Source organism: Paenibacillus sp. 37 (genome assembly GCF_008386395.1).
Classification (GTDB): domain Bacteria; phylum Bacillota; class Bacilli; order Paenibacillales; family Paenibacillaceae; genus Paenibacillus; species Paenibacillus amylolyticus_B.
The window spans coordinates 645,107-666,710 of the sequence record NZ_CP043761.1 but is presented as its reverse complement, the minus strand read 5'-3'; the positions used below and the strand labels follow the sequence as shown (position 1 = coordinate 666,710).

The window sequence follows — 21,604 nt, the reverse complement described above, 5'->3', positions numbered from 1 at the left end:
CGAAAATTCGGCAAAATCTGCTTCCTTCTGAGTTTTCAGACACGCCCTAGCGGTACAAAAAAATGTCCCTTCTCCCGAAAAGCGGATGAGGAACATTTGGGTAAACCGAAGGAAATACTGAACATTGAAAGAATTACGGAACGTTATACTCCTATGATCTGATCAAGCTGCCCAGTAATACATCCAGGTTCAAAATGCCTGCACGATGATCTTCACAGAACCCGATTTTGTCAAAAACGCCAAGCATGAAACGGCGGTGTTCCTCAGCAGGTTCCTCGAAACGATCGTAACTTACGACAGAATCGACCATATCTACGATCAGCGGTACAAATCCACCTTTGTAAGGCACCACAATAATACGTGTAGAAGAAGTATCCTCCTGGTCCGGCATGCCTAACAATACACGAAGACTCACAACCGAAACGACCTTACCGTACAGCGAAGCAAAACCTCTGATCTCTGGGCTTCCAAATGGAACTGTTGTCACCTGTACCATTCTGATGATCTCATGAACTTCATCAATTCGTAGTGCAAAGATCTGGTCTCCTACCGAAAAATTAATATATTGCATTCCCTCGTCCATAGTTATCCCCATACCCTCTCATTCCGTATAATCAGACTACTTTCGTCCCATTAGATATTACTTTGGTTTATCGGTTATTTTTGACCAAATGTTTAGGCTTCAGATCAATTTTGCCAACTTCAACAGACGTTGCATTACGGTTGCTGTCTCCGCTCTGCTCATTTGCCCTGTTGTAGAGGGTGGTGGAAGTTAGTCGTTTTAATATTGAGCGTAAGTAACCTGACATTGGATTGAAAAATGATATTCGAAAAAAGACCAAAGATCAGCTTTATGCCGATTTTTGGTCTTTTTTATCCCCATATATTTATGGATCTGTTTCTATGTTTTCAAATACTTGGAACAAAAAAGCGAAATTCCTGTGGATAACTTGTTTTATTACTCCAAAACAACTGTTTTATCAGATGAAAACACGAGTTATACCTGATTTGTGGATAAGTTGTGCACATATTGCACACATGCTGTGGATATCTTTAGCGTTTCATGTGGATATTCATTAATTTAATGTGGACATGTTGTGTATTTGTTTGTAAATCTGACGTAAAATCTGAATTTCCGCTTCAGTTATCCATTACTGTGGACACGTTGTGGACATGCCCAATTTCCTTCGCTGTAGTTATTCGACCAATTCACCCTGACGCATGATCAGCCTGTCATCGATGTACACGTCCGGCTTTTGTACAACTGCATCAATATGAACACCCGCGGCAATCGTTCCACCAAATGTGTTATTGCTGCCAAAGGCCACATGAATTGTGCCATACACCTTCTCATCTTCCAGCACCACACCCGTGATTCGTGCCTTGTTATTGGTACCGATCCCGAATTCGCCGAGAAAACGACCATCGCCCTCACCAAGCGTTTCCAGTAATTGAGCCCCATCTGGTCCTTCAGCTGACACCAACCGTCCTTCACTAACGGTCAATAGCATCGGTTCACGGAGTGCCCCAATTCCAGCAACGGAACCATCTACAATAATACTGCCCTCGCCCTTGCCCTCGACGGGAGCAATATAGGCTTCTCCTGACGGCAAGTTGCCCGATTCACCAGGGTTCAAATACATACCTGTGCTTGGTACACCGTTACGATCTTCAATGGAAAAGGAAAGACTATGGCCCTGCTTCTCTATTCGCACATGGCGACCTGCGGTTAATAGAGCCGTTACCTTCTCGGTCAACGCCTTTACTTGCGAATATTCAGCTGTAATGGCTCCGTTCACAAACATATCCTCTGTCATGCCGGGCATTGTTGCCACTCGGGTACCAGAGGCAGCGGCTTTTTTGCGTGCCTGGGTATGTGTTAATGAATATCGCGTTACACACACGGCTACATCTGCTCGAATCATGGCCTCTGCAATCGGCGCAGGCGGCTCTTCTCCAGATCTGCTGCGTTCCTTCATGATTAACAGGACCGACTCTGCACCAAGTGCTTTGCCTGCCTCATAGATGGATTCAGCCAAATCCCGTTTCATATCGTCTGCGACAACTACCAGATTCTCTCCGCTGCGCAGTCCGAGACATTCGATTAGCACATTTTTACTGATTTCCACACGTTGCTGACTCATACATTCATCTCTCCTATCTTTGGTTAATCCTCTTCGTAACTCGACTTGACCCTTTCGACAATTGGTACGGGATTCCTGCGTATCCAAACCTGAACTCACCTCAAGGTATCGGCCCATTCAGTGAGGATTGCAGCCGTTTCCTTATACTGAAACGTCGGAAAGTAATGTCCATGGGGTACATCTATCCGTTTGACCTGTGAGTTCATATCCTGGGGATAGTGATATTCCCGATCTTGATTGGCCCATACAACTAATACATTCTTGGCATAATGCTGACTTTCCATTTTCGCCCACAACGTTGATCTGGCGCCTTTCCTCTGACCCGAGTGGATCCAGCGCAACAAGTCTGCATGCGCTCCTGCGATGCGAGGGGACTGGAGACTGGAGCGTATTCTCTTGCCCATGGTATCGGCCATAACACTGCTTACGCCGCTATGTGAACTGAACATTTGATTCCAACTTTTCTCCGATCTGCCACGCAGCAGGGAGCGCATCACCCCTCTTGGCAAACGGGAAATCCCTCTTAGCACATTCGGATTCGAATTGTTGGCAACTGGCTGAAGCAAACCTAACCGAATGTCTGTCCGCCCGCTACGCATCTGTGCCGCAGCTGCAATAGCAGCCCCTACTGAATGACCAACCAGCTTCACCGGACCCTCAAACTCACCAAGAGCCGTAAGCAGTGCATCCACCTGACCTTCAAACGCTTCATCTCCCTGATGTACAGGAGACCGTCCAAATCCAGCGAGATCGATTAACCATACCGGGTTCCCGGTCCGTTCCCTAAGCTGTTGTCCCAAAGGTAACATCTCATCCGCAGATTGAAGCAAACCATGTACAATAATCCAAGGCTCTCCCTCACCCTCCCAACCAAGCATAGCCATATTTCCGCTCCGTGACCGAGTATAATCTGTCGGAAAACCCTCAGGTAACGGCGTATACCTCAGACGATAGTCCAGATCGGCTGTAACCAGAGGAAGCTGTTCCCGGATGTCCGGCCAGGATTGCCCCATACGTGTAAACAGAGCCTCCGTCTCTTCAACCGGGAATGATCTGTTGGTAATAAAAGCAACCGACTCCGTTGGAACACCACTGATGCGTGTGCCCCCTGATTTCATGATCCATTGAATCCATCGTAGTGGCACAGCCCCTTTGGGCTTGGGTACGTCCAATTGCTGTGCCAAGAGTTGCAGTAGTTCCTTCATATTGGGACTGTCTTCCCTCCGCGCCAATAATGGATAAGTTCCTCCGACTGGAGCAGCTTCCCTGGATAGAAAAACAAGCGTCTGTGCAACAATGTCATTCTCCACAAGCGGTAACCAATAGGATGAACCTCCCGGCACTACTGGCATAAGTCCTTTCTGAATCGCCTGAATGAGCAGTCCAATCCCACCCGTTTGCTCGGTTTCACCGGTGGGACGTGGCCCAACCACTGTACTCGGATTTACAACTGATAAGGGATAGTGATGCTGTTCTGCATGCTCGCGAATGTGCAGATCGGCATGGAACTTCATCTCTTCATATGCACTTTCATTGTTATCCACATGCTCAACCTGTAGATAATTCCCCTGTTCATTCCGCTCTCCATAAGGACTCATATAACCAACAACGTGGATAAAGTGTCTCAATCCATGAGTACAGTGGATTTCCTGTGCTAGCTGTGCCAGTTCTCTGGCCCCGTTCATGAATATCTGCTCGGCTACTTTTCGTTCCAAAGTGACGTCCATCGTTCCTCCCGCATGAATGATCACATTTGCTTCAAGAGCACGCACCCGGTCCGCTGCGGTAAGTCCAAGACCCGACTTGGACAAATCACCTGTAATAAAGGTAATCCGGTCGAAATCCTCCACTCCATAAGCCTTCAGCACATTTCTGGCTCGCTGTTCCGAACGAACCAACAAGAGCAATTGTACGTCTCCTTGCGTGAGTTGTTTGACCGTTTCTTTGCCGATAAAACCTGTGCTTCCTGTCATAAAAATGATCGTGGCTTCAATATCAGACTTGCTTATTACCTGATTCATGTTTGTTGAATTTGCTGCTGTGTTTTCTTCTTTGGATACACGGTTAGTATGTACAATCATTCTGTTACGGCTCCTTTTAGTACTATATAGTACTAGTTATATTCAAAAAAAGAGCTTCGATTAACGAAGCATCTGACAAAACGTACGTGCCGATTGTTCTATAATCCCAACATCACGGGCAGTTCCCGCCAGGATTAGTGAACCCTCCAGTGCTGCAATAAACAACAACGCAGCCGGTCCCGGCTCGATCTCTTTGCGAAATTCACCGCGATCCAAACCTTGCTGAAACAACTTCTCCACCATAGGTCTAAGCTCACGAAAGAATCTGGATATGCTTTCCTTCACTTGGGGTGCACTGTCCGGTGTCTGCATATATAACGTAACAAAAGGACAGCTCCCTTCGTAATTTCGGCCCTCAATGCCTGCCGACAGTAATGCCATGAATGAGTATATACGCTCCTCCACTCCTCGCTCACGCTGACTGAGCAGCAGATACAGCTCCGACTCATACTGGGCAACCCAGTATTGAACCACAGCCTGAAGCAGTTCCTCCTTGTTTTTAAAATGATAATAAATATTCGACTTCGATACCCCACTCACTCGCACGACTTCATCCATGCTGACGTAGCTGTACCCCTGACGCAGAAATAATTGTGCCGCCACTTCAATTGCCTTGGTCCGGTTCACCGGATTGGAACTCTTGGATTTGGCAGGTCCCGTGTTCATTTTTGGATTTGTCATATTTAGAACTATACAGTACTAGTTTGTTGAAAACAAGTATTTCTGTTAACAAATGAGAACCTTCCACTCCATCTACTCCTTACTTGTCCACATTTAGAGTGTTATACACACAGGATATCCACATATAGTATAAACTCTGTGTTAAATACGTCATGGGATCGTTAAACTGCTTTGGGGTTATCCACATTTCAGAGATATTACTAACTTTGAACTTTTCAGTGCGCTGTTGGCTCCTCGGAAAAACCAAAACAGACCAACCAGAATAAAATTTCTGATTGGCCTGTTTCAATTATCTTATATATTCGATAGACTAACTTTTCTATCCGAAAATTTCTGAACAGTTTTTGGTAACCTGTGGATACCGTCCATGATCCGAATTATTTTTTCAGACTATCCCAGTTCTGCTGCAATGCGTCGAGCAATCCGGCTTTATCCGATTTGCCTGCAACGTAAGCCTGAATTGTGCTGCCATACTCTTGGGGAACCCCTTCAGGGAAACGGTTGAAGTTCCAGCTGAGTGTTTTGTTTTCCTGGCTATACTTCATAATCTCTGTGGCGAGGTCACCCAGATCCTCTTCGGATGCCGTGATGGAACTGAACGCCGGGATGAATTTGAACTCTTTTGTCATGTATTGTTTCCCGATATCCGAAGTTACGAGCCATTCCAAAAACTCTTTTGCTTCCGGTTTCACTTGAGAGTTCTTGTTCACAACCCAATAGTTCGGCACACCGACAAACAATTTGTCATTGGGTTCATTATTAATTGGCATTGGGAGGATACCCAGATTCAGATCTGGATCAATTCCATCGATCTGTACTTGAGTCCAGTTTCCTTGTTGCATCATCGCCGCTTCTCCACTCGCAAACAACGTAACTTGCGTATTGTAGTCGGTTGTCAGCGGGTTTTTGTTGCTGTATTTCAGCGTTAAGTCGAGCAAGTTGATCCAGTCGGCGAACACTTGGTTGCCAGGAATTTTCTCCGTACTTTCGTTGAGTCCCTGGATGAATTTCACCGGATCTGCCTGATTTGCAAATGCCACGTTTACGTTATGATTGCCCAGCACCCACCACTCCTGATACCCGTTAGAGAATGGGGTAATGCCTGCGGCCTGAAGTTTCTGTGCAGCTTGATCCAATTGTTCCAGTGTCGTTGGAATTTCCGTAATACCCGCTTTTTGGAAGAGATCTTTGTTATAAATGAAACCATAACCCTCCAATGCGAGCGGCTGTCCGTAGAGTTTTCCGTCTTTGGTCATTGGCTCTTTGGCTACTTCGAGCGCATCCTTAGCCCATGACTCTCCAGACAGATCTTCCAGATATTCAAGCCATGTATCCAATTCACGATAACCACCTACGTTGAAAATGTCTGGTTGTTCGCCAGCGGCAAACTTGGCTTTTAATGCAGCACCATAGTCACTGCCGCCACCTACGGTTTGAATGTCCAGTTTGACGCCTGGATGGGAGGATTCATATTCCGCTTTGAGACGATTGAGCGCTTCCGCAATTTCGACTTTGAATTGGAAGATTTTAATGGTTTTATCTCCAGCAGCAGCCTCACCACCACCTTGAGCATCCGTGTTGACCGGACTGCCACTCTTGTCTCCATTGCCACAACCCGCGAGCATTACCGAAAAAGCAATCAGCATAAGCAACGTCAACTTTGTCATTCTTTTCATACATACACTCTCCCTATAGTAGTTTCAGTATAACCGTTCCACTAATGAATATTTACACTGGCACTCCGATGACAGAATAACCTTCCCTTGAAGCGTGTTTTCATTCTAACGAACCGAGCGCACGTTATTGCACCTATTTGCACAGGTTCCAATTTTAACGAATCACAGCGACGTTATTTCGTCGATTTAGTCAATTTTCAGGGCTCTGACGCCGTTTTACACCCGAATAACGTTACTGAGGTTCGTTACAATTTGTATTCCTTGATTATCCACCTATTAAGATGCGATGGATTCGTTAGCGCTTTGGACAGGGCCCATACCATCACTTCACTCTGCAGAAGAAGTTCCTGGCTATACAAGCTTCTTTCTTGGTCATTTCTCTTTATCGGTCTTTTCTCTTTATTGATCTCTTCCCTAGGAATCATGCCCAAGCTATACGGGCATGACTCCCCTTTGCACACCTCCGTGCGAGGTGGGAGCAAGGGATCAAGAATGCGTTGCAGGAGCGGAGCGTTCGCCTTTGATACTCGGTGGCTTCCTTGCCCTAATCCATTCAGGCCACCGAGGAGCAACAGCGACCGAAAGCGTAACTTAATCCCTGCAGCGACCCTTCCCTCGCGCCTTCTCTGCCTTACCAATCTGGTCTTTAAATCTTTTCTTTCTTGGTCATTTCTTGAAGGATCTCTTTTCTTTATTGCTCTTTTCGCCAGGAGTCATGCCCAAGCTATGCGGGCATGACTCCCCTTTGCACACCTCCGTGCGAGGTGGGAGCAAAGGGATCAAGAATGCGTTGCAGGAGCGGAGCGTTCGCCTTTGATACTCGGTGGCTTCCTTGCCCTAATCCATTCAGGCCACCGAGGAGCAACAGCGACCGAAAGCGCACCTTGATCCCGCCAGCGACCCTGCCCTCGCAACGCTTACCCTTTAACTGATCCAGCCGTAATCCCCTGAATGATATACTTCTGCATCAGCAGGAAGAAGATAATGATCGGCATGATGCCGAGCACAAGTGCTGGCAAGGCCAGATCCCATTGCTTCGTATATTGTCCGAAGAGTGCAAAGGTCGCAATCGGGATCGTACGCAGATTGGAGCTTTGCAGGATCAGCGATGGGAGCAGATAATCATTCCAGATCCAGAGTGTGTTCAGAATGATGACGGTTACATACATCGGTTTCATGAGTGGAAATACGATCCGGAAGAACACCCCGTAGGCAGAGCTTCCATCCACACGAGCCGCTTCCTCAATCTCCAGCGGGACGGATTTTACGAATCCGTGGAACAGGAAGACAGACATCGGTGCCCCGAAACCGAGATAACAGATAATGAGGCCGCCAAGGCTGTCGATCAATCCCAGATTACTGGTTACAGTAACGAGTGGAATCATGATAGACTGGAACGGAATCACCATAGCGGCAATGAACATGCCGAACAAAATACGGTTGAACCGGGTATCGCTGCGAACCATTCGGTACGCGGCCATGGAACTGATCAGCACAAGCAACAGATTGCTGACCACGGTAACGATAAGCGAGTTCATCAGCGCGGAAGGGAAGTTAATTTTCTCCCAGGCGTTCGCATAGTTGCCCCACTGAAACACTTCCGGCCATGCAGCCGAATTGGTGAGCAGGTCACCGAATGTTTTGACCGAATTCACAAACAGGAAGTAAAACGGAACCAGGAATAAAAGTCCAAGGAGTACCATGACAATCTCGGTTACAATGGTACTGAAGCGGTAATTTTTCGTCGTCTCCATTAGGCTTCTACCTCCTTGCTCTTCGTCAGACGTACCTGAATCATGGTGATGATGGCAACGATTACGAAGAACACGAGCGCTTTGGCGGTTCCGATGCCATATCTGTTATTCACAAAGGCTTCATTGTAAATATTAAGTGCAACCGACTCTGTTGATCCGAATGGTCCACCTTTGGTCAGTGACAGATTGAGATCAAACATTTTGAACGACCAGGAGATCGCCAGGAACAGACAGATCGTTACACCTGGCATAATGAGCGGAAGAATGATGCTCCGCAGTACCTGCCAGCGACTTGCGCCATCAATCTCGGCGGCTTCCAGCAGATCAGGGGATACATTTGTCAGAGATGAGATGTAGATGACCATCAGATAACCTGCGGTCTGCCATACAAACACAATCACGATTCCCCAGAAGGCGGTTGGTTCGTCTCCCAGCCAAGGAAGGTTGAAGAAGGACCAGCCGGTTACATCGCCTACTGCTGAAAACCCTTTCACAAATATGAACTGCCAGATAAAGCCGAGCAACAACCCACCGATCACGTTAGGCATAAAAAAGATCGTACGCAGAATGTTTCTCGTCTTGAGCGGTTTGGTCAGGAAATACGCCAGGAAAAAGCCAATCACATTGGTCAGTACCACACCAACCACGGTGAAGCGCACCGTAAACCAAAACGCCGTTTGGAACTTGGGATCATTCGCAAAAACATGCACGAAGTTATCAAACCCTACCCAATTAATGTTCTCCGATACCCCGTTCCAGTCCGTGAAGGAGTACACCATGCCAAGCAGGAAAGGGACCACGATGATGAGAATAAAAAACACGATGGAGGGACCCACGAACACAAGCTGCTGTAACAGCTGTGAAGATTTGCGATGCTTCATATCGTTCTCCCCTTCTATAGATGGATGAAATTGGTCTCTTTTTCTATTAAACCCCATTATCGCCGAGGGAAACACCGACCCGTGTGAACAGTTGGGGGTAAAATATTGTCCTCTCTTAACCTGCAACCAGAAGGGGTGTTCCGATGTCCAAATACTACAGTATACGCACCAAATTGATTGCCTTTATGCTCATTGCTACCACACTTCCACTGCTCGCATCGATCAGCATGACGTTTATCCAGACCAAGACAGCCCTGCGGGAACAGGCTGTTGAAGAGAACAAACGCCTGATCTACCAAGCGTCCACCAATCTCAACAACTATGTGGATAACGTGGCCAGAGCGTCGCTCGCTGTGTATAACGACCCGAACTTTCTGCGTAACTTGGCAAAAATTCCTGGTGATTATCGTGCGGTTGCCGAGGTGTACACCACTTTGCAGACAATACGCGCGGCTGTGCCGGATGTATTCCAGCTGTATTTGCACTCTTTTGCCGCCAATCAATCCACCTTAATTACAAATCCCTTTCCGAAGCGGGAGGAACGCAAACAGGCCTATTCCGGCTCGCTTCATGGAAAAACAGGCGGTGACAGCCCGGATATCTGGGTGGAATCGGCCCATATGAGTCACACGTACGGATTCAAGGCTGCCTCCCCAGATGACCCTGCAAGAACGGTCATTACCCTGCATCGGGTGATCAAGGATATTCCGTCCACCGAGCGTCTGGGTGTACTCGCCATTGATCTGAATATGAATACCATTGCAGCAATCTGTGGCAGGCTGTATGATCCGGCTAAGGAACAGATCTATGTTGTGGATGGTCAGAATCAGATCATTTACCAAGGACGTTCCGAGGTCAATCATACGGATGCACTACGAGAGGAAACGGCTAGTGAACTGAATATCGCGCGATCTAGCGCAGGAACAGCCCAGAATGTCGCAGGACATTTTGAACAGGATCGATCCATGTATGTATACCAACAACTTGGCAGCACATACGCCGATTGGACCATCGTCAAACAGATTCCGAATGAGACGTTATACGCCAGGGCGACCACACTTACGTGGAATAACGCAATGATTGCCATTGCAGCACTTGTATTAGTCATTATTGCAACCTTGTTTATCTCCATCCGAATCACAGGTCCGCTCAAGCAACTCATGCGGTATATGAACCAAATTCAAGCCGGGCGTCTGCATGTGGATATCCATCTATCCAGCCGAGATGAATTCGGGGTGCTCGCTCGTCATTTCCGGGATATGATGGATACGGTAAATAATCTTATTTTGCGGGAATATCGACTCGAGATCGCCAATAAGACGAATCAGCTCAAAGCGTTGCAAGCGCAGATTCATCCGCATTTTCTATATAACACACTGCAATCGATCGGTACACTTGCCCTTCAACAGCAGGGACAACGGGCGTATATACTACTCTCTAGCCTGTCCAAAATGCTGCGCTACAGCATGCGGGATCAGACCTGCGTGACCTTACGCGAAGAGGCGGAGCATGCCCGATTATATCTGGAACTGCAGCAGGAGCGGTTTGGTGACCGCCTTGAGGTGGATTTGGATTTTGCCGAAGATACCCTGTCTGTCGAAATGCCAAGAATGACGTTACAACCTTTAATTGAGAACTATTTCAAACATGGAGCGGATATTCAGCCTGGCAAAGGTCACATATCCCTATCCAGCCGCCGGATCAACGATCATTGGATTGAAATAGAACTGAATAATAACGGCCCCTCCATACCTGAAGATAAATTACTGGAGATCCGCGGATGGCTACATCAAAGTCATACAACAACCGGGTTATCCACACAAGAATCCGACGAGTCTGAATCCATCGGTCTACGAAATGTAATACGCCGACTTCAATTGAACTCACATCCCGGTCACTCAGCCAGGCTTGAGATCAGCAATCGGGAACCCAATGGTGTGAAGATTACGGTTAAACTATACGCGGGAGAGTGAACAACATGAAGGCACTGCTTGTAGATGATGAAAAACATGTCCGCGATGCCATAAGGTTGCTTGGTCATTGGGAAGAGTTTGGCATTGATACATTACTTGAAGCAGCAGACGGAGATGAAGCCATCGCCGCCATCACGGCACATCAACCTCAAATCATACTCAGTGACATGCGTATGCCGGGCAAGGACGGTATGGCATTGCTTGAATGGATATCAGCTCATGTCCCACACAGCAAAGTGCTGGTTATCAGCGGATATGACGATTTTGAACTCGTGAGGCATGCAATTAGGCATGGTGGTATGGACTACCTCCTGAAACCCGTGGAAGCAGATGAGCTGAATGCATCTCTATTAAAGGCCGTTACAGCTTGGGAAGAGGAAGACGCCATTCGGATACAATCCACCAGGCAATCCATCGTTGTTAATCGAATGCGCCCTCACTACCAGGATCGTCTGCTCACCGAACTTGCCGTCGGAAGAGGCAGCAGCCAATCACACATGCAGCGATTACAGGATGAGTTAAATCTCCCCCGTCTAATCTCTGTCTGTAGTGTCGCTGTCACCAGCCTGTCCCATCTGGATGCAGATTGTCTGGCAAAATACCGCAGTCAACCGGACCTGCTTGTGTTCTCCGTGCTCAATATCTGTGCCGAGATGTTATCCACACCAGACGAAGGTGTAATGTTTCGCCAGTTGGATCAACCGGACGAGATTGTTCTGCTGCATTGGGGTCCATCCACTTCATTGGAACATATTTTGGACAAGGTCAATCATGGATTGGAGCAGACGATTCAGCGCCGGCTTCATTTTGGCATCTCCACCTGTGAGTCCTACCCTGGCGGAATCTCAGCGGCCTATCTGGAAGCAAGTTCAAGGTTGTGGCGACGCAATGCTGTGCAAATTAAACAGCGAATCCATGCCTCAGTGGAATCATCAAATGGGAATAAAATCAGGCGTTTAACCGCCCATGAAGAACCCCTGCGTATGGCAGCCATGAGTTGCCGGGCTTCCAGTGTATCCGCTGCGGTCGCCGAGTGGCTTGACCCGATTACTGATCTCGAGGTTGTCAGTGCTGAGCAGATCCAGCAATGGATCGAGGAGCTGGAATGGATGCTGAACCGCTGGCTTGATGATACAGCAGGTTCGTCATTTAAAGAGGAAGAAGTGACGGAGGAACAGTCTATTCCCTTTGCCGAGTTACCTTTGGACGCTGAAGGACTGTTATCCTTCCCCCTGCTTCGTTCATTGTTGGAACAACGACTGCTTGCCGCAGGAAAGGCACTCACCGCTCATCACCAAGCCAATCCTGATCCCATGAGTGAGATTGCACGTTATATGGACGCCCATTATCAGGAGGACCTATCCTTACAGCAGATTGCCGCGCGTTTCTACCTGAGCCGGGAGTATATTTCCCGCAAATTCAAACAGCAATTTGGCCTGAACTGGTCGGAATATCTCGGCAAACTGCGGATCAACAACGCCAAGCTGTTACTGCAAAACCCTTCCCTGCGTGTCGCCAAAATCTCGGAGATGGTTGGATTCCAGGACGAAAAGTATTTCAGCAAAGTGTTCAAAAAAATGGAGGGTATCACGCCAGCGGAATATCGTAAAACATTATTGGAGGCCGGTACTTAAAGAGTACCTGTTCAGAATTTATTTGAATTAAAAAGAGTACTCCCCGGCACGGCCTATCGGGAGTACTCTTTTTAATTTTAATTTCACAAAGAATAGCATAGATCAAGACGACTTGTTGGCTCTTTCTTTTCTAAGATAGGATACGCTCCGAAAGATTGCGGCTACAGCTACACCAAAGTAGAGATAATAAATTTTATTTCCCGTTGTATGAGCTGCCTCACCGATCTCGTAAAATTACCGCAGGTACAAGTCGAATGTAGATTAGCTCTCCTGCAAGCTCCACCATCGTCTGTGTCACAATAACAGCCGCAGCTATGGTTGCCCATTCTGGCGGGAGTGCCAGCGCAAGTGGCAGAACGACCAGCGAATTCCGTGTGGCTGAACTGAAAATCAACGCCCGCCCGGCGCCTGGATTCAATCCAAACCAAGTAGCAATAAGCCGAGATATCCAAGGCATAATGATTAGGAAAGCAACATAGATCGGGATCACGTTTACGATGATCGCCATATCATTGTAGACTTTGCCAATCTGGGAAGCGACAACCACGATCAGCGTAAGTGCCATCATCGGAACCGGGAGCCATGCCGTTGCATTCAAGACCCGCTCCCCGCTCACTTTACCTCTTGAGAGAACCTGTGTAACGACAGCGAGCAACAGTGGAATAACGATCAGGAACAGAAAAGCCTCCACGAACGGCCCTATCTGCATGACCTGCGCCACCTTAGCACCCATCAAAAGCCATAAGTAAAACGGCAACAAGATCATTTGTATAACAAATAAAAGGGGTGTTGCGGCCAGCATCAGTTTCTCATTGCCCCTGCCGAGCTGTGTGAACACAATGACGTAATCAATACAGGGTGTTAACAGTACCAGATAGACTCCGATCAGAACGCCTGGTGATTGTGGAAAGACCAGTGTAAGCAACCATACGACTACAGGTACAACGATAAAATTCGCCACCAGTAACGCGCACATAAATCGAAGATTCGACCAAGACTCTTTTAACTGTAAAAAGGGAATCTGTACAAACATGCTGTATAACAGAACGGCAAGAACCGGGGACACGGTGTAGTGTAAACCATTTCCCCATACCGGATTACTCAGCCCTATCGCTGCTCCTAAGAACAGTGCAACTACATAGAACCAGGTTTGCTGTTTCTCCATCGTTTCTCTTGTGAGCATTCTCTTTCTCCTCTTCTAGTGGAACATCGTGGGCATGGACATATTTCTGCTTCGTTTAGCGTACATTGGGACAGAGTACCGTTCCAACATAGCGACTGAGCACAAGGATCTGAAAGATCAACTTGTGAATTTTTTGCGGCTGTTATTAGAATGTGCAAGAACTGGGTATATTCATTGTAGACTGACCCGTGGTTCATTCATTCGTTAACCAAGGAGGAAACACAATGTCACGTAACAATCCGTACAAGTGGTTAAACGCCATTGGTTTTATCGCTGTAATTATCGTGAACTACCTCTCCAACGCTCTGCCGATCGGAGGCAAGACCAATAAAGAAGTATCGGATATGTATCCTGTGCTACTCACACCTTCTGGCTATGCCTTCGCTATATGGGGTTTGATCTACTTGCTGCTGGCAGGGTTTGTGATCTATCAGTTCGTACCTGCTTCCTGGAAAAGGGACTCGATTACCCGTCTCGGGTATTGGTTCCTGGCAAGCTGTGCCTTTAACGTAGCCTGGATTTTTGCTTTTCAAAACTTGCAGACCGGTCTCGCTTTACTGATTATTGTACTCCTACTGTTGTCTCTGATCGTGTTGTATGTAAAAACACGTACCATTACCGTTCCGACCACTGCTGAGATCTGGCTTGTGAAGCTGCCCTTCAGCATCTATCTGGGATGGGTTAGCGTGGCAACGATCGTCAATACAGCTGTGCTGTTATATAAAATCGGCTGGGATGGTTTTGGTCTCAGCGAACCAACCTGGACGATCATTATGCTGATTGTGGGTATGGTGCTGGCTGTACTCGTTAGTTTCCGTTATCGGGACAGTGTATATCCACTGGTATTCACATGGGCTTATATCGCCATTGCACTTAAACAAAAGGATGTCACTTCCGTATATTATACGGCAATCATCATTGCGATCGTACTGGCAATCTACGCGATTTGGCTGTTCTTCGCCCGTAATCAGGATCGCGATTGAGCGACTTCCATCCTAACGCAAAAACATAAAGCAAAAAGCCGATTCTGGTCATTTGACCTGAAATCGGCTTTTTATGTATAACGCAGTAAATGAAGGTTGTCCTATTTCAGGGCAATAACTTCAATCTCCACCAGTGCATCTTTTGGCAAACGAGCAACTTCCACAGCACTGCGTGCAGGATACGGCTGTTGGAAGAACGTGCTATACACTTCATTCACAGGAACGAAGTCGTTCATGTCTTTCAGGAACACCGTCGTTTTAACGATTTTATCCATACTTGTGCCTGCTGCTTCAAGGATAGCCTTCACATTGCTCAAAGACAGACGTGTCTGCTCTTGTACATCTGCACCGAATTCTCCCGTTTGAGGATCCAGGCCAAGCTGTCCGGAAGTGTAGATGAAATCGCCTGCATCAACGGCTTGACTGTATGGACCAATGGCGCCTGGCGCCTGATCGGTAGAGATTGGTTTTTTCATGGACGAGTTCTCCTTCATGTTCGTTATCCTGCTGCCGCATGGAGTCAGGGTTCGAACTCATTTTTGTTGCCTATTATACCACGATCTGCCTCAAGCGAGAAACGCTCCTCACTAGCCACATGAAGTAAACAGCTCGTTCAAAGGTTTCTTAGCCCCCGTCCACACCAAGGACATGAATGACTTCATTGGAATACACATGGTTTCCCTTGGCTTGCACCAGCGCAATATTGGTCATGGCCTGTGCAATGGTTGCGGCGTGGACCGCCCGGTATTTGTCCGCTCTGCCTTTCATCCAGCGATCCAGAAACTTCATGGCATAGGCAGCCATCTGCTCACCGAACCGCTTCTCGTTTCGATCTCCCAGAATTAAGGAAGGACGGAAGATATGCAGTGACGGAAAACCGATATCGGACAATGCATCCTCCATTTCCCCTTTGGTCCGACTGTAAAAGACCCGGGAACCTGCACTCGCTCCCATAGAGGAGATCACCAGCATCTGTACTACACCATGTTGCTTCGCAATCGTGGCTGCACGAACCGGGTAATGATAATCCACCTGACGGAAATTGTCCTGACTGCCTGCTTTTTTGATCGTTGTCCCCAAACAACAGTACAGGTCATCGATTCCATCGAATAAGTGGTCTTGCCTCTCCAGCTGTTCCCAGTCCACCACATGCTGTTCCAGTTTGGGATGTTGCAGCTCAAGCGGACGTCTAACCAGAACGCGAACCAAGCTGTATGCCGGGTGCTCCAGCAGATGATGAACCAGTAATTCGCCTACAAGCCCCGTGGCTCCAATCACCATGGCTTTCCGTTCGAGACGATTCAATTACATCCCTCCACTTCGCCATCGTTATATTAAGTTATGTGATATCATTTCTATTTTAACAGTACACGACGTCCAAGGGTAAATGTCAGAATCAGCATCACGACACCAACCCCCACCTGAAATCCATAGGCTGAGATCCAGGCGAGCGCATCGGACCAGGTTTCCATTTTTTCGTACAACCAGCCACCCAACAACGGCCCAAGAAACGAAGTTACTCCGGTCAGAGCGGAATACACCGCGACAAACATCGGTCTTTCACTTTTGGGTGTGTCTCCAATGGTAAAGTTAAATGCCAGCTGGTTGAATCCACCTACACCGATCCCAAGGAAGATATGAGATAGAAATAGTGCGATCAATACGGGCATGAACGACATTAAACCCCACGACAAACAGGAGAGTGCAATGACTGGCAATGTCCAAAATAGCAGGGTTTTGTTGCTGAATCTGGCATTCAGATTGCCCCAGACATAAAAACCGGCCATCATAACCAGTGTCTGGACTACCGTGATCAGGGATACAGTCTGATAATTGATGTTCAATAAATCGAGCATAACATAGGAATAGAGCGGAACAATCAAGGTCTGGATCAATAACCAGACAGCAAGGAACAGCGTTGCTTTCAGAAAAGAACGATCCTGGAACGGCTTGATGAACATGCGCCAGAAAACCTTTTCGGTAGAACGTTCAAAGGGAACGTCCGGATAGAAAAAGTAGATAACTGTATTGGCAATAGCACAGATCCACACCGGAATAAACAGGATCAGAAAGCCCATTTCTCCAGGGTAACGGTCCAAAACAATACCGCCTGCAAATAAGCATACGCTTCCAAGAGCATTCAGAATCGTATTTCGAATTCCAAAATAACGCCCTCTCACCTTAGCAGGTACGATATCGCCAATCAGTGAAGTCCAGATCATACCGCCGATGGTATTTGATATAAAAGCAACCGTATACACGCCAATATATACGCTTACCCACCACTCTTTGGGGAATATGAACGGGATCAGTCCCGTTGCACTCCACAAGATACGATGTGTGCCCACGAACAGCAGCAGCATGCGTTTACGGCTGCGAATACGCTGCATCCAATAAGCTGCTCCGATCTGGGCAATGTTCACAAACGTCGTAATCGCGAGCACAAAGCCGATATGTCTCGACCCGGCCCCAAGATACAGCAGAAATCCGGTTAAAAATGGGCCTCCCAGCAAGGTCTGTAAAATAATTGCCGGTACACCCTCCCATGTTGCAATCGATAAATTCGTGCGTTGTGTCGAACCCTTGCGCCGTGGTTTGCTTGTTAACGGGGGAGGATTAACGTTGACCGTCTTCTGTATGGGGATACACTCCTTAGACCGGGTCTCAAAAGCCGGTCGATGCTAGTTGTCATCCCAAATTCTACTCACGGCGCGAAGCTTGTCAACTCATTTTTTCACGGTCCAACGGGAGATAGAGATAGAAGGTGCTTCCTTTACCTTCAGTGCTCTCAAGTTCAATCGATCCCCCCAGTAATCTCGCTAAATCCCGACTGATCGACAGGCCTAGTCCGGTACCGCCAAATTTCCGACTAATCGACCCGTCAGCCTGCTGAAATGCTTCAAATATGGAATGATGCTTGTCCTCAGAAATCCCAATACCTGTATCCTGAACGGAGAAAATAAGCCATCGATTCTGAATACCTGCATTCTTAATCTGCTTGGTGCTTACGGTCAGCGTGACCTTCCCCCGGTGAGTGAACTTGATGGCATTGGACATCAGATTCCGCAAAATCTGTTGAACCCGCTGGGGATCAGACCAGAGCGTCTCGGGCAGTCCCTGTTTTTTGTCCAGAACCAACTGAATACCTTTTTTCTCAGCAACGAGCTGAAAGTGGCTCATGGCATCTTCTGTAAGTTGTGCGACACTGATATCCTCCAGTACAATATCCAGCCGCCCCGCTTCTACTTTGGAAAGATCCAGAATATCGTTAATGAGCGTGAGCAGTTCCTGCCCGGAGTGGTCGATCATATTGGCAAAACGTACAATATCCTCCTGATCCATCGTGTCAGCATTCTCGCTGATCATCTGGGCAAAGTTAATAACACTATTGAGCGGTGTACGCAGTTCATGGGACATAGTGGCGAGAAATTCGGATTTGTACTGTGAGGCAATCATCAATTGTTTCGCTCGATCCTCCAGTACAATCTGGGCTTTCTGTAACTCTTCCTTTTGCACAGATAAAAGCCGGTTTGTACTCTGGATCAGCAAAATTCGATTCTGTTCATTCTGAAAATCACGTAATATAAACGCAAACATAAGACTTAACAAGATACCTGCAGGAAGCGTGTAAGGCATAATATGGGAGAAAAAGTATGTAGCCGGGATGACGCCAAAAATAGCAATGCCTACACTATTGACCACATTGACGATTAGTACAACAAGGAAGCCTTTTGTGATCAGTCTGAAGTTGCTGCGTCTTATCCATATATTTAAACCCGCACATATTACACCGAGTAAAGTCATATTAATTACCGCTGCCACCGTAGCATCCGTGATACCAAAGGTTAACCTGGATAAACCTATCCCTACACCCACAATAATTACACTATAGGGTTGTCTGTACGTCAGAACGGCAACAATTAAAGGAACATAACGAAGGTCAAAGACTACTTCATCCGTGAGTTGAAATCCAAAAACCGTACTGATCCAGCCCGCAAAGATAAGGACAAGTACTGAACCGATCTGCTTCATTCGGGAAGAGGCACGTATGACGATATATTTATAGAACACACTGGCAAGATAGGCAATCGTTATAAGCATCCCCATATTCAATACGAACATTTTCAAAAATTGCATTCACTCACTCCTGTTGTCCCGACTTTACTGGTCAAATTACCTTCGTCCGTATATGTTTCTATCATATCATGCCCATTGAAACTTCTGCATTCCTTCTTCGTCAAAAAAATACACAAAAATACACAAATCAGGATTCAATTTGTGCGCTGGTCGTAGTAGAATATATTGTTGTTTAAATTTGAATTAGTTATTTGCTGGGGTCATGCTCCTAGGGAGCATGAATGAAAGGAGAAAGATGTTGTGCAATTGTTAAAAAGCAAATCCTATTGGCTGTCATTGAGTTTGATGCTGTCTTTGGCCGTCATGGGGCTGTTCTATGATATTCTTAACAGTCCGGAACGCGGGTTCGCAGTGCTTGATTCGCCGCTCGACCGGATCATTCCCTACGTGCCTGGCATGTCCATTCCATATTTGGGCTGGTACCCGTTTGTATTCGGTGTGCTCGCTTACCTGTGTGCCAAGGATCGCCTGACGTATTACCGTGTCTTGTTATCCATGAATATCTGTGTCTGGATATGTTATCTGATCTACTTCAACTTTCAGACCATGGTACCACGCCCGGAACTGACGGGTACAGGCCTGGGAGCTTCTGTTCTCGGATGGCTCTATAGCCAGGATCGTCCTTATAATTGTTTTCCAAGTATTCATTCTCTTCACTCTTATCTGGTTATGCGTGCCGTTCTCTCGGTTCCAAGCATCCGCAAACCCATCAAGATTTTGGTGGCCGCCGGGGCAGCAACTATTATCGTATCCACGCTAATGATCAAACAACATGTGATCTATGACGCCTTGGGTGCAGTCATACTCGGCGAGTGTGTTCTCACCATCATAACAGGCCTCGCTCTTCACCGGAGACGCAGAAAAGAATCGAAGTGGACAGAGGGGATCAACTGATCCCTCACTTCGATGGTTTCTGAAGATGTTGTTGTCGTCTCCATTCATCAATAAACAAACCTGCAAAATAGGGGTCCCATTGGGTCCCTTTTCCTTCTTCCAAAATCGTTAGCGCTTTCTCGTGACTCATCCCATTCCGATAGGGCCGATCAGACGTCATGGCGTCAAAGGCATCCGCTACCGCAATGATGCGGCCAAAAAGGGGAATATCATCACCAGCCATCCCATCCGGGTATCCTTTGCCATCATATCTCTCATGGTGAGATCGTACACCTGGCAGAAAGTCGGCCATGGCATCAATAGGCTCTATTTGCAACAAAATACTCTCTCCCTGCACGGGATGTGTACGAATAATCGCAAATTCCTCATCGCTTAGTTTTCCATCCTTCAGCAGTACCTCATCAGGTATGCCGATTTTCCCGATATCATGAAGCAGGGCTGATTTGTACAATAAATCCGCCTGTTCCTCATTCATTCCGCTTAACTTGCCAATCATCAGCGAATACTCTGCCACACGCATGGAATGTCCTGCCGTGTACTTATCTCGGGCGTCTAAAGCAGCAGCCAGTGTAGAAAAATAACTTTGCAACAGCTGTCGATTGCGTTCCTGTCTCATCTCCAGCCGATTAATCATCATATTAAAACCGGAGATCAGTGCCGAAAACTCATCCGCATATAAATCCGGAGCTCGTCTGCCAAGGTCTCCCCCCTGAATTCGGTTCATCTCATGCGTCAGTTCAGCGACTGGATCACGAACATCACGAATCAACAGCCAGCTTCCCACCAGCGCAAACCCCGCGCCCAGAACAACGATGAGAATTCCCCACAGTATGTACTCTTTCGCAAATTCACTGTCTATATACTGAAGTCTGATATATGTAGCCAGGAAAAATAGAAATAGAGGAAATAAGCCAATCAGTGCCGTACTTAGCTGAAATTTACGCTGGATCGATACCAGGATGCGCCCTCCCAGTGAAGGTTCCATCCCATATTGGACTTTGCCTCGATGTCGAATCTCAAGTAACAGGGGTCTAATCGCCCGCACCGTTAGGTAATACTCAATCAGCGCATGCATGATGGCAATCAGAAAGGCGCATGCGGCGGCCACAACAATATACAAGTAAGGGAATTCAAGCCACCCTGTGGATATCATCCATATTGTTAATCCGGCTGCTGGGAGTGAAAAACCAAGCATGTGCGGACCCATGATCCGATATATGGTCTGTCCTGGGAAACGATGAATTTTCTCATACATGTGGTTTAATTCTTCTCTCTCATGATGCTCGGAAGTGAAAAACTGTCTTATGGGGCCAAGCTGTACCCACAGCGTAATTAATTCTGCAACCAGCATGAACAAGAGTGAAATCAGTACAATGAAGATGAGCCGAACAAATTGAATATTGGGTATTTGCAGAGTAGATACCATAACTACTGTACCGACAACAAAAACAGCTGCCAGTGAACCGATCAGATAATTGCGTATCAGGCGAAAGATAAATGAACGGTATGCTTCCAACTGAACCCCTCACTCTCTATGTGCAACCAGTTCTCCCTTGAGACACAGGGAGATTAAGGGTATTGCT

At 47.1% G+C, this 21,604-nt stretch carries 17 protein-coding genes; 4 read left to right on the top strand and 13 right to left on the bottom strand.

Features of this window, described 5'->3' with window-relative positions; all coding sequences use genetic code 11:
• Positions 1–151: 151 nt before the first annotated feature.
• The 7 genes from F0220_RS03105 to F0220_RS03075 all read right to left on the bottom strand — a co-directional run bounded on the left by F0220_RS03105 (position 152) and on the right by F0220_RS03075 (position 9,217).
• Positions 152–571 (bottom strand): chemotaxis protein CheW, encoded by a 420-nt coding sequence (locus tag F0220_RS03105; protein WP_164783412.1) that lies wholly within the window; start codon positions 569–571, stop codon positions 152–154.
• Between the two features lie 625 nt (positions 572–1,196).
• The gene (locus F0220_RS03100; protein WP_105601420.1) at positions 1,197–2,144 is read right to left on the bottom strand and encodes an aminopeptidase; all 948 of its coding nucleotides are present in this window, start codon (positions 2,142–2,144) and stop codon (positions 1,197–1,199) included.
• 95 nt (positions 2,145–2,239) lie between these two features.
• Positions 2,240–4,225, bottom strand: a complete 1,986-nt coding sequence (locus tag F0220_RS03095) for an alpha/beta fold hydrolase (protein ID WP_105601422.1) — start codon at positions 4,223–4,225, stop codon at positions 2,240–2,242.
• 60 nt (positions 4,226–4,285) lie between these two features.
• On the bottom strand, positions 4,286–4,852 hold the full coding sequence (locus tag F0220_RS03090; RefSeq protein WP_105601636.1) for a TetR/AcrR family transcriptional regulator: 567 nt from the start codon (positions 4,850–4,852) through the stop codon (positions 4,286–4,288).
• 431 nt (positions 4,853–5,283) lie between these two features.
• Positions 5,284–6,582, bottom strand: a complete 1,299-nt coding sequence (locus F0220_RS03085) for an ABC transporter substrate-binding protein (RefSeq protein ID WP_036607334.1) — start codon at positions 6,580–6,582, stop codon at positions 5,284–5,286.
• Positions 6,583–7,499: 917 nt separating this feature from the next.
• Positions 7,500–8,336 (bottom strand): carbohydrate ABC transporter permease, encoded by an 837-nt coding sequence (locus tag F0220_RS03080; protein WP_047840283.1) that lies wholly within the window; start codon positions 8,334–8,336, stop codon positions 7,500–7,502.
• Positions 8,336–9,217, bottom strand: coding sequence for a carbohydrate ABC transporter permease (locus F0220_RS03075; RefSeq protein WP_036607341.1), 882 nt, complete (start codon positions 9,215–9,217; stop codon positions 8,336–8,338). The genes F0220_RS03080 and F0220_RS03075 overlap by 1 nt, the downstream gene beginning before the upstream one ends.
• Before the next feature lie 143 nt (positions 9,218–9,360).
• On the opposite strand from F0220_RS03075, the gene F0220_RS03070 reads away from it, so the two are divergent.
• Both F0220_RS03070 and F0220_RS03065 read left to right on the top strand, forming a co-directional pair.
• Positions 9,361–11,190: a cache domain-containing sensor histidine kinase gene (locus tag F0220_RS03070; RefSeq protein WP_105601425.1), complete on the top strand. Its 1,830-nt coding sequence runs from the start codon at positions 9,361–9,363 to the stop codon at positions 11,188–11,190.
• 5 nt (positions 11,191–11,195) lie between these two features.
• Complete coding sequence (locus tag F0220_RS03065) at positions 11,196–12,824, top strand: response regulator transcription factor (protein ID WP_105601427.1); 1,629 nt, start codon at positions 11,196–11,198, stop codon at positions 12,822–12,824.
• 217 nt (positions 12,825–13,041) lie between these two features.
• Here F0220_RS03065 and F0220_RS03060 read toward each other — a convergent pair whose 3' ends face one another.
• On the bottom strand, positions 13,042–14,007 hold the full coding sequence (locus tag F0220_RS03060) for an arsenic resistance protein (RefSeq protein ID WP_105601429.1): 966 nt from the start codon (positions 14,005–14,007) through the stop codon (positions 13,042–13,044).
• A gap of 224 nt (positions 14,008–14,231) precedes the next feature.
• On the opposite strand from F0220_RS03060, the gene F0220_RS03055 reads away from it, so the two are divergent.
• A complete protein-coding gene (locus tag F0220_RS03055) occupies positions 14,232–14,990 on the top strand; it encodes a TspO-related membrane protein (protein ID WP_105601431.1) in 759 nt (252 codons plus the stop codon).
• Positions 14,991–15,091: 101 nt separating this feature from the next.
• Here the strand turns inward: F0220_RS03055 and F0220_RS03050 are convergent, their stop codons facing one another.
• From F0220_RS03050 to F0220_RS03035, 4 genes are all read right to left on the bottom strand, one after another.
• Positions 15,092–15,466 carry a RidA family protein gene (locus F0220_RS03050; RefSeq protein WP_091018598.1) on the bottom strand — a complete coding sequence of 125 codons (375 nt, stop codon included), beginning with the start codon at positions 15,464–15,466 and terminating at the stop codon, positions 15,092–15,094.
• 148 nt (positions 15,467–15,614) lie between these two features.
• On the bottom strand, positions 15,615–16,271 hold the full coding sequence (locus F0220_RS03045) for an oxidoreductase (protein ID WP_091018668.1): 657 nt from the start codon (positions 16,269–16,271) through the stop codon (positions 15,615–15,617).
• Positions 16,272–16,345: 74 nt separating this feature from the next.
• A complete protein-coding gene (locus tag F0220_RS03040) occupies positions 16,346–17,503 on the bottom strand; it encodes an MFS transporter (protein ID WP_197997917.1) in 1,158 nt (385 codons plus the stop codon).
• Between the two features lie 208 nt (positions 17,504–17,711).
• On the bottom strand, positions 17,712–19,127 hold the full coding sequence (locus F0220_RS03035) for a sensor histidine kinase (RefSeq protein ID WP_091018595.1): 1,416 nt from the start codon (positions 19,125–19,127) through the stop codon (positions 17,712–17,714).
• A 240-nt stretch (positions 19,128–19,367) separates the two neighbouring features.
• On the opposite strand from F0220_RS03035, the gene F0220_RS03030 reads away from it, so the two are divergent.
• Positions 19,368–20,021, top strand: coding sequence for a phosphatase PAP2 family protein (locus F0220_RS03030; protein WP_091018593.1), 654 nt, complete (start codon positions 19,368–19,370; stop codon positions 20,019–20,021).
• Positions 20,022–20,025: 4 nt separating this feature from the next.
• Here the strand turns inward: F0220_RS03030 and F0220_RS03025 are convergent, their stop codons facing one another.
• The gene (locus tag F0220_RS03025) at positions 20,026–21,537 is read right to left on the bottom strand and encodes an HD domain-containing phosphohydrolase (RefSeq protein ID WP_091018592.1); all 1,512 of its coding nucleotides are present in this window, start codon (positions 21,535–21,537) and stop codon (positions 20,026–20,028) included.
• Positions 21,538–21,604: the final 67 nt, after the last annotated feature.

Excerpts from the sequence above, each read along its gene's own strand:
- F0220_RS03105 (WP_164783412.1), bottom strand. The coding sequence starts at position 571 with ATGCAATATATTAATTTTTCGGTAGGAGACCAGATCTTTGCACTACGA.
- F0220_RS03100 (WP_105601420.1), bottom strand. The coding sequence starts at position 2,144 with ATGAGTCAGCAACGTGTGGAAATCAGTAAAAATGTGCTAATCGAATGT.
- F0220_RS03095 (WP_105601422.1), bottom strand. The coding sequence starts at position 4,225 with ATGATTGTACATACTAACCGTGTATCCAAAGAAGAAAACACAGCAGCA.
- F0220_RS03085 (WP_036607334.1), bottom strand. The coding sequence starts at position 6,582 with ATGAAAAGAATGACAAAGTTGACGTTGCTTATGCTGATTGCTTTTTCG.
- F0220_RS03080 (WP_047840283.1), bottom strand. The coding sequence starts at position 8,336 with ATGGAGACGACGAAAAATTACCGCTTCAGTACCATTGTAACCGAGATT.
- F0220_RS03075 (WP_036607341.1), bottom strand. The coding sequence starts at position 9,217 with ATGAAGCATCGCAAATCTTCACAGCTGTTACAGCAGCTTGTGTTCGTG.
- F0220_RS03070 (WP_105601425.1), top strand. The coding sequence starts at position 9,361 with ATGTCCAAATACTACAGTATACGCACCAAATTGATTGCCTTTATGCTC.
- F0220_RS03065 (WP_105601427.1), top strand. The coding sequence starts at position 11,196 with ATGAAGGCACTGCTTGTAGATGATGAAAAACATGTCCGCGATGCCATA.
- F0220_RS03060 (WP_105601429.1), bottom strand. The coding sequence starts at position 14,007 with ATGCTCACAAGAGAAACGATGGAGAAACAGCAAACCTGGTTCTATGTA.
- F0220_RS03055 (WP_105601431.1), top strand. The coding sequence starts at position 14,232 with ATGTCACGTAACAATCCGTACAAGTGGTTAAACGCCATTGGTTTTATC.
- F0220_RS03050 (WP_091018598.1), bottom strand. The coding sequence starts at position 15,466 with ATGAAAAAACCAATCTCTACCGATCAGGCGCCAGGCGCCATTGGTCCA.
- F0220_RS03045 (WP_091018668.1), bottom strand. The coding sequence starts at position 16,271 with ATGGTGATTGGAGCCACGGGGCTTGTAGGCGAATTACTGGTTCATCAT.
- F0220_RS03035 (WP_091018595.1), bottom strand. The coding sequence starts at position 19,127 with ATGCAATTTTTGAAAATGTTCGTATTGAATATGGGGATGCTTATAACG.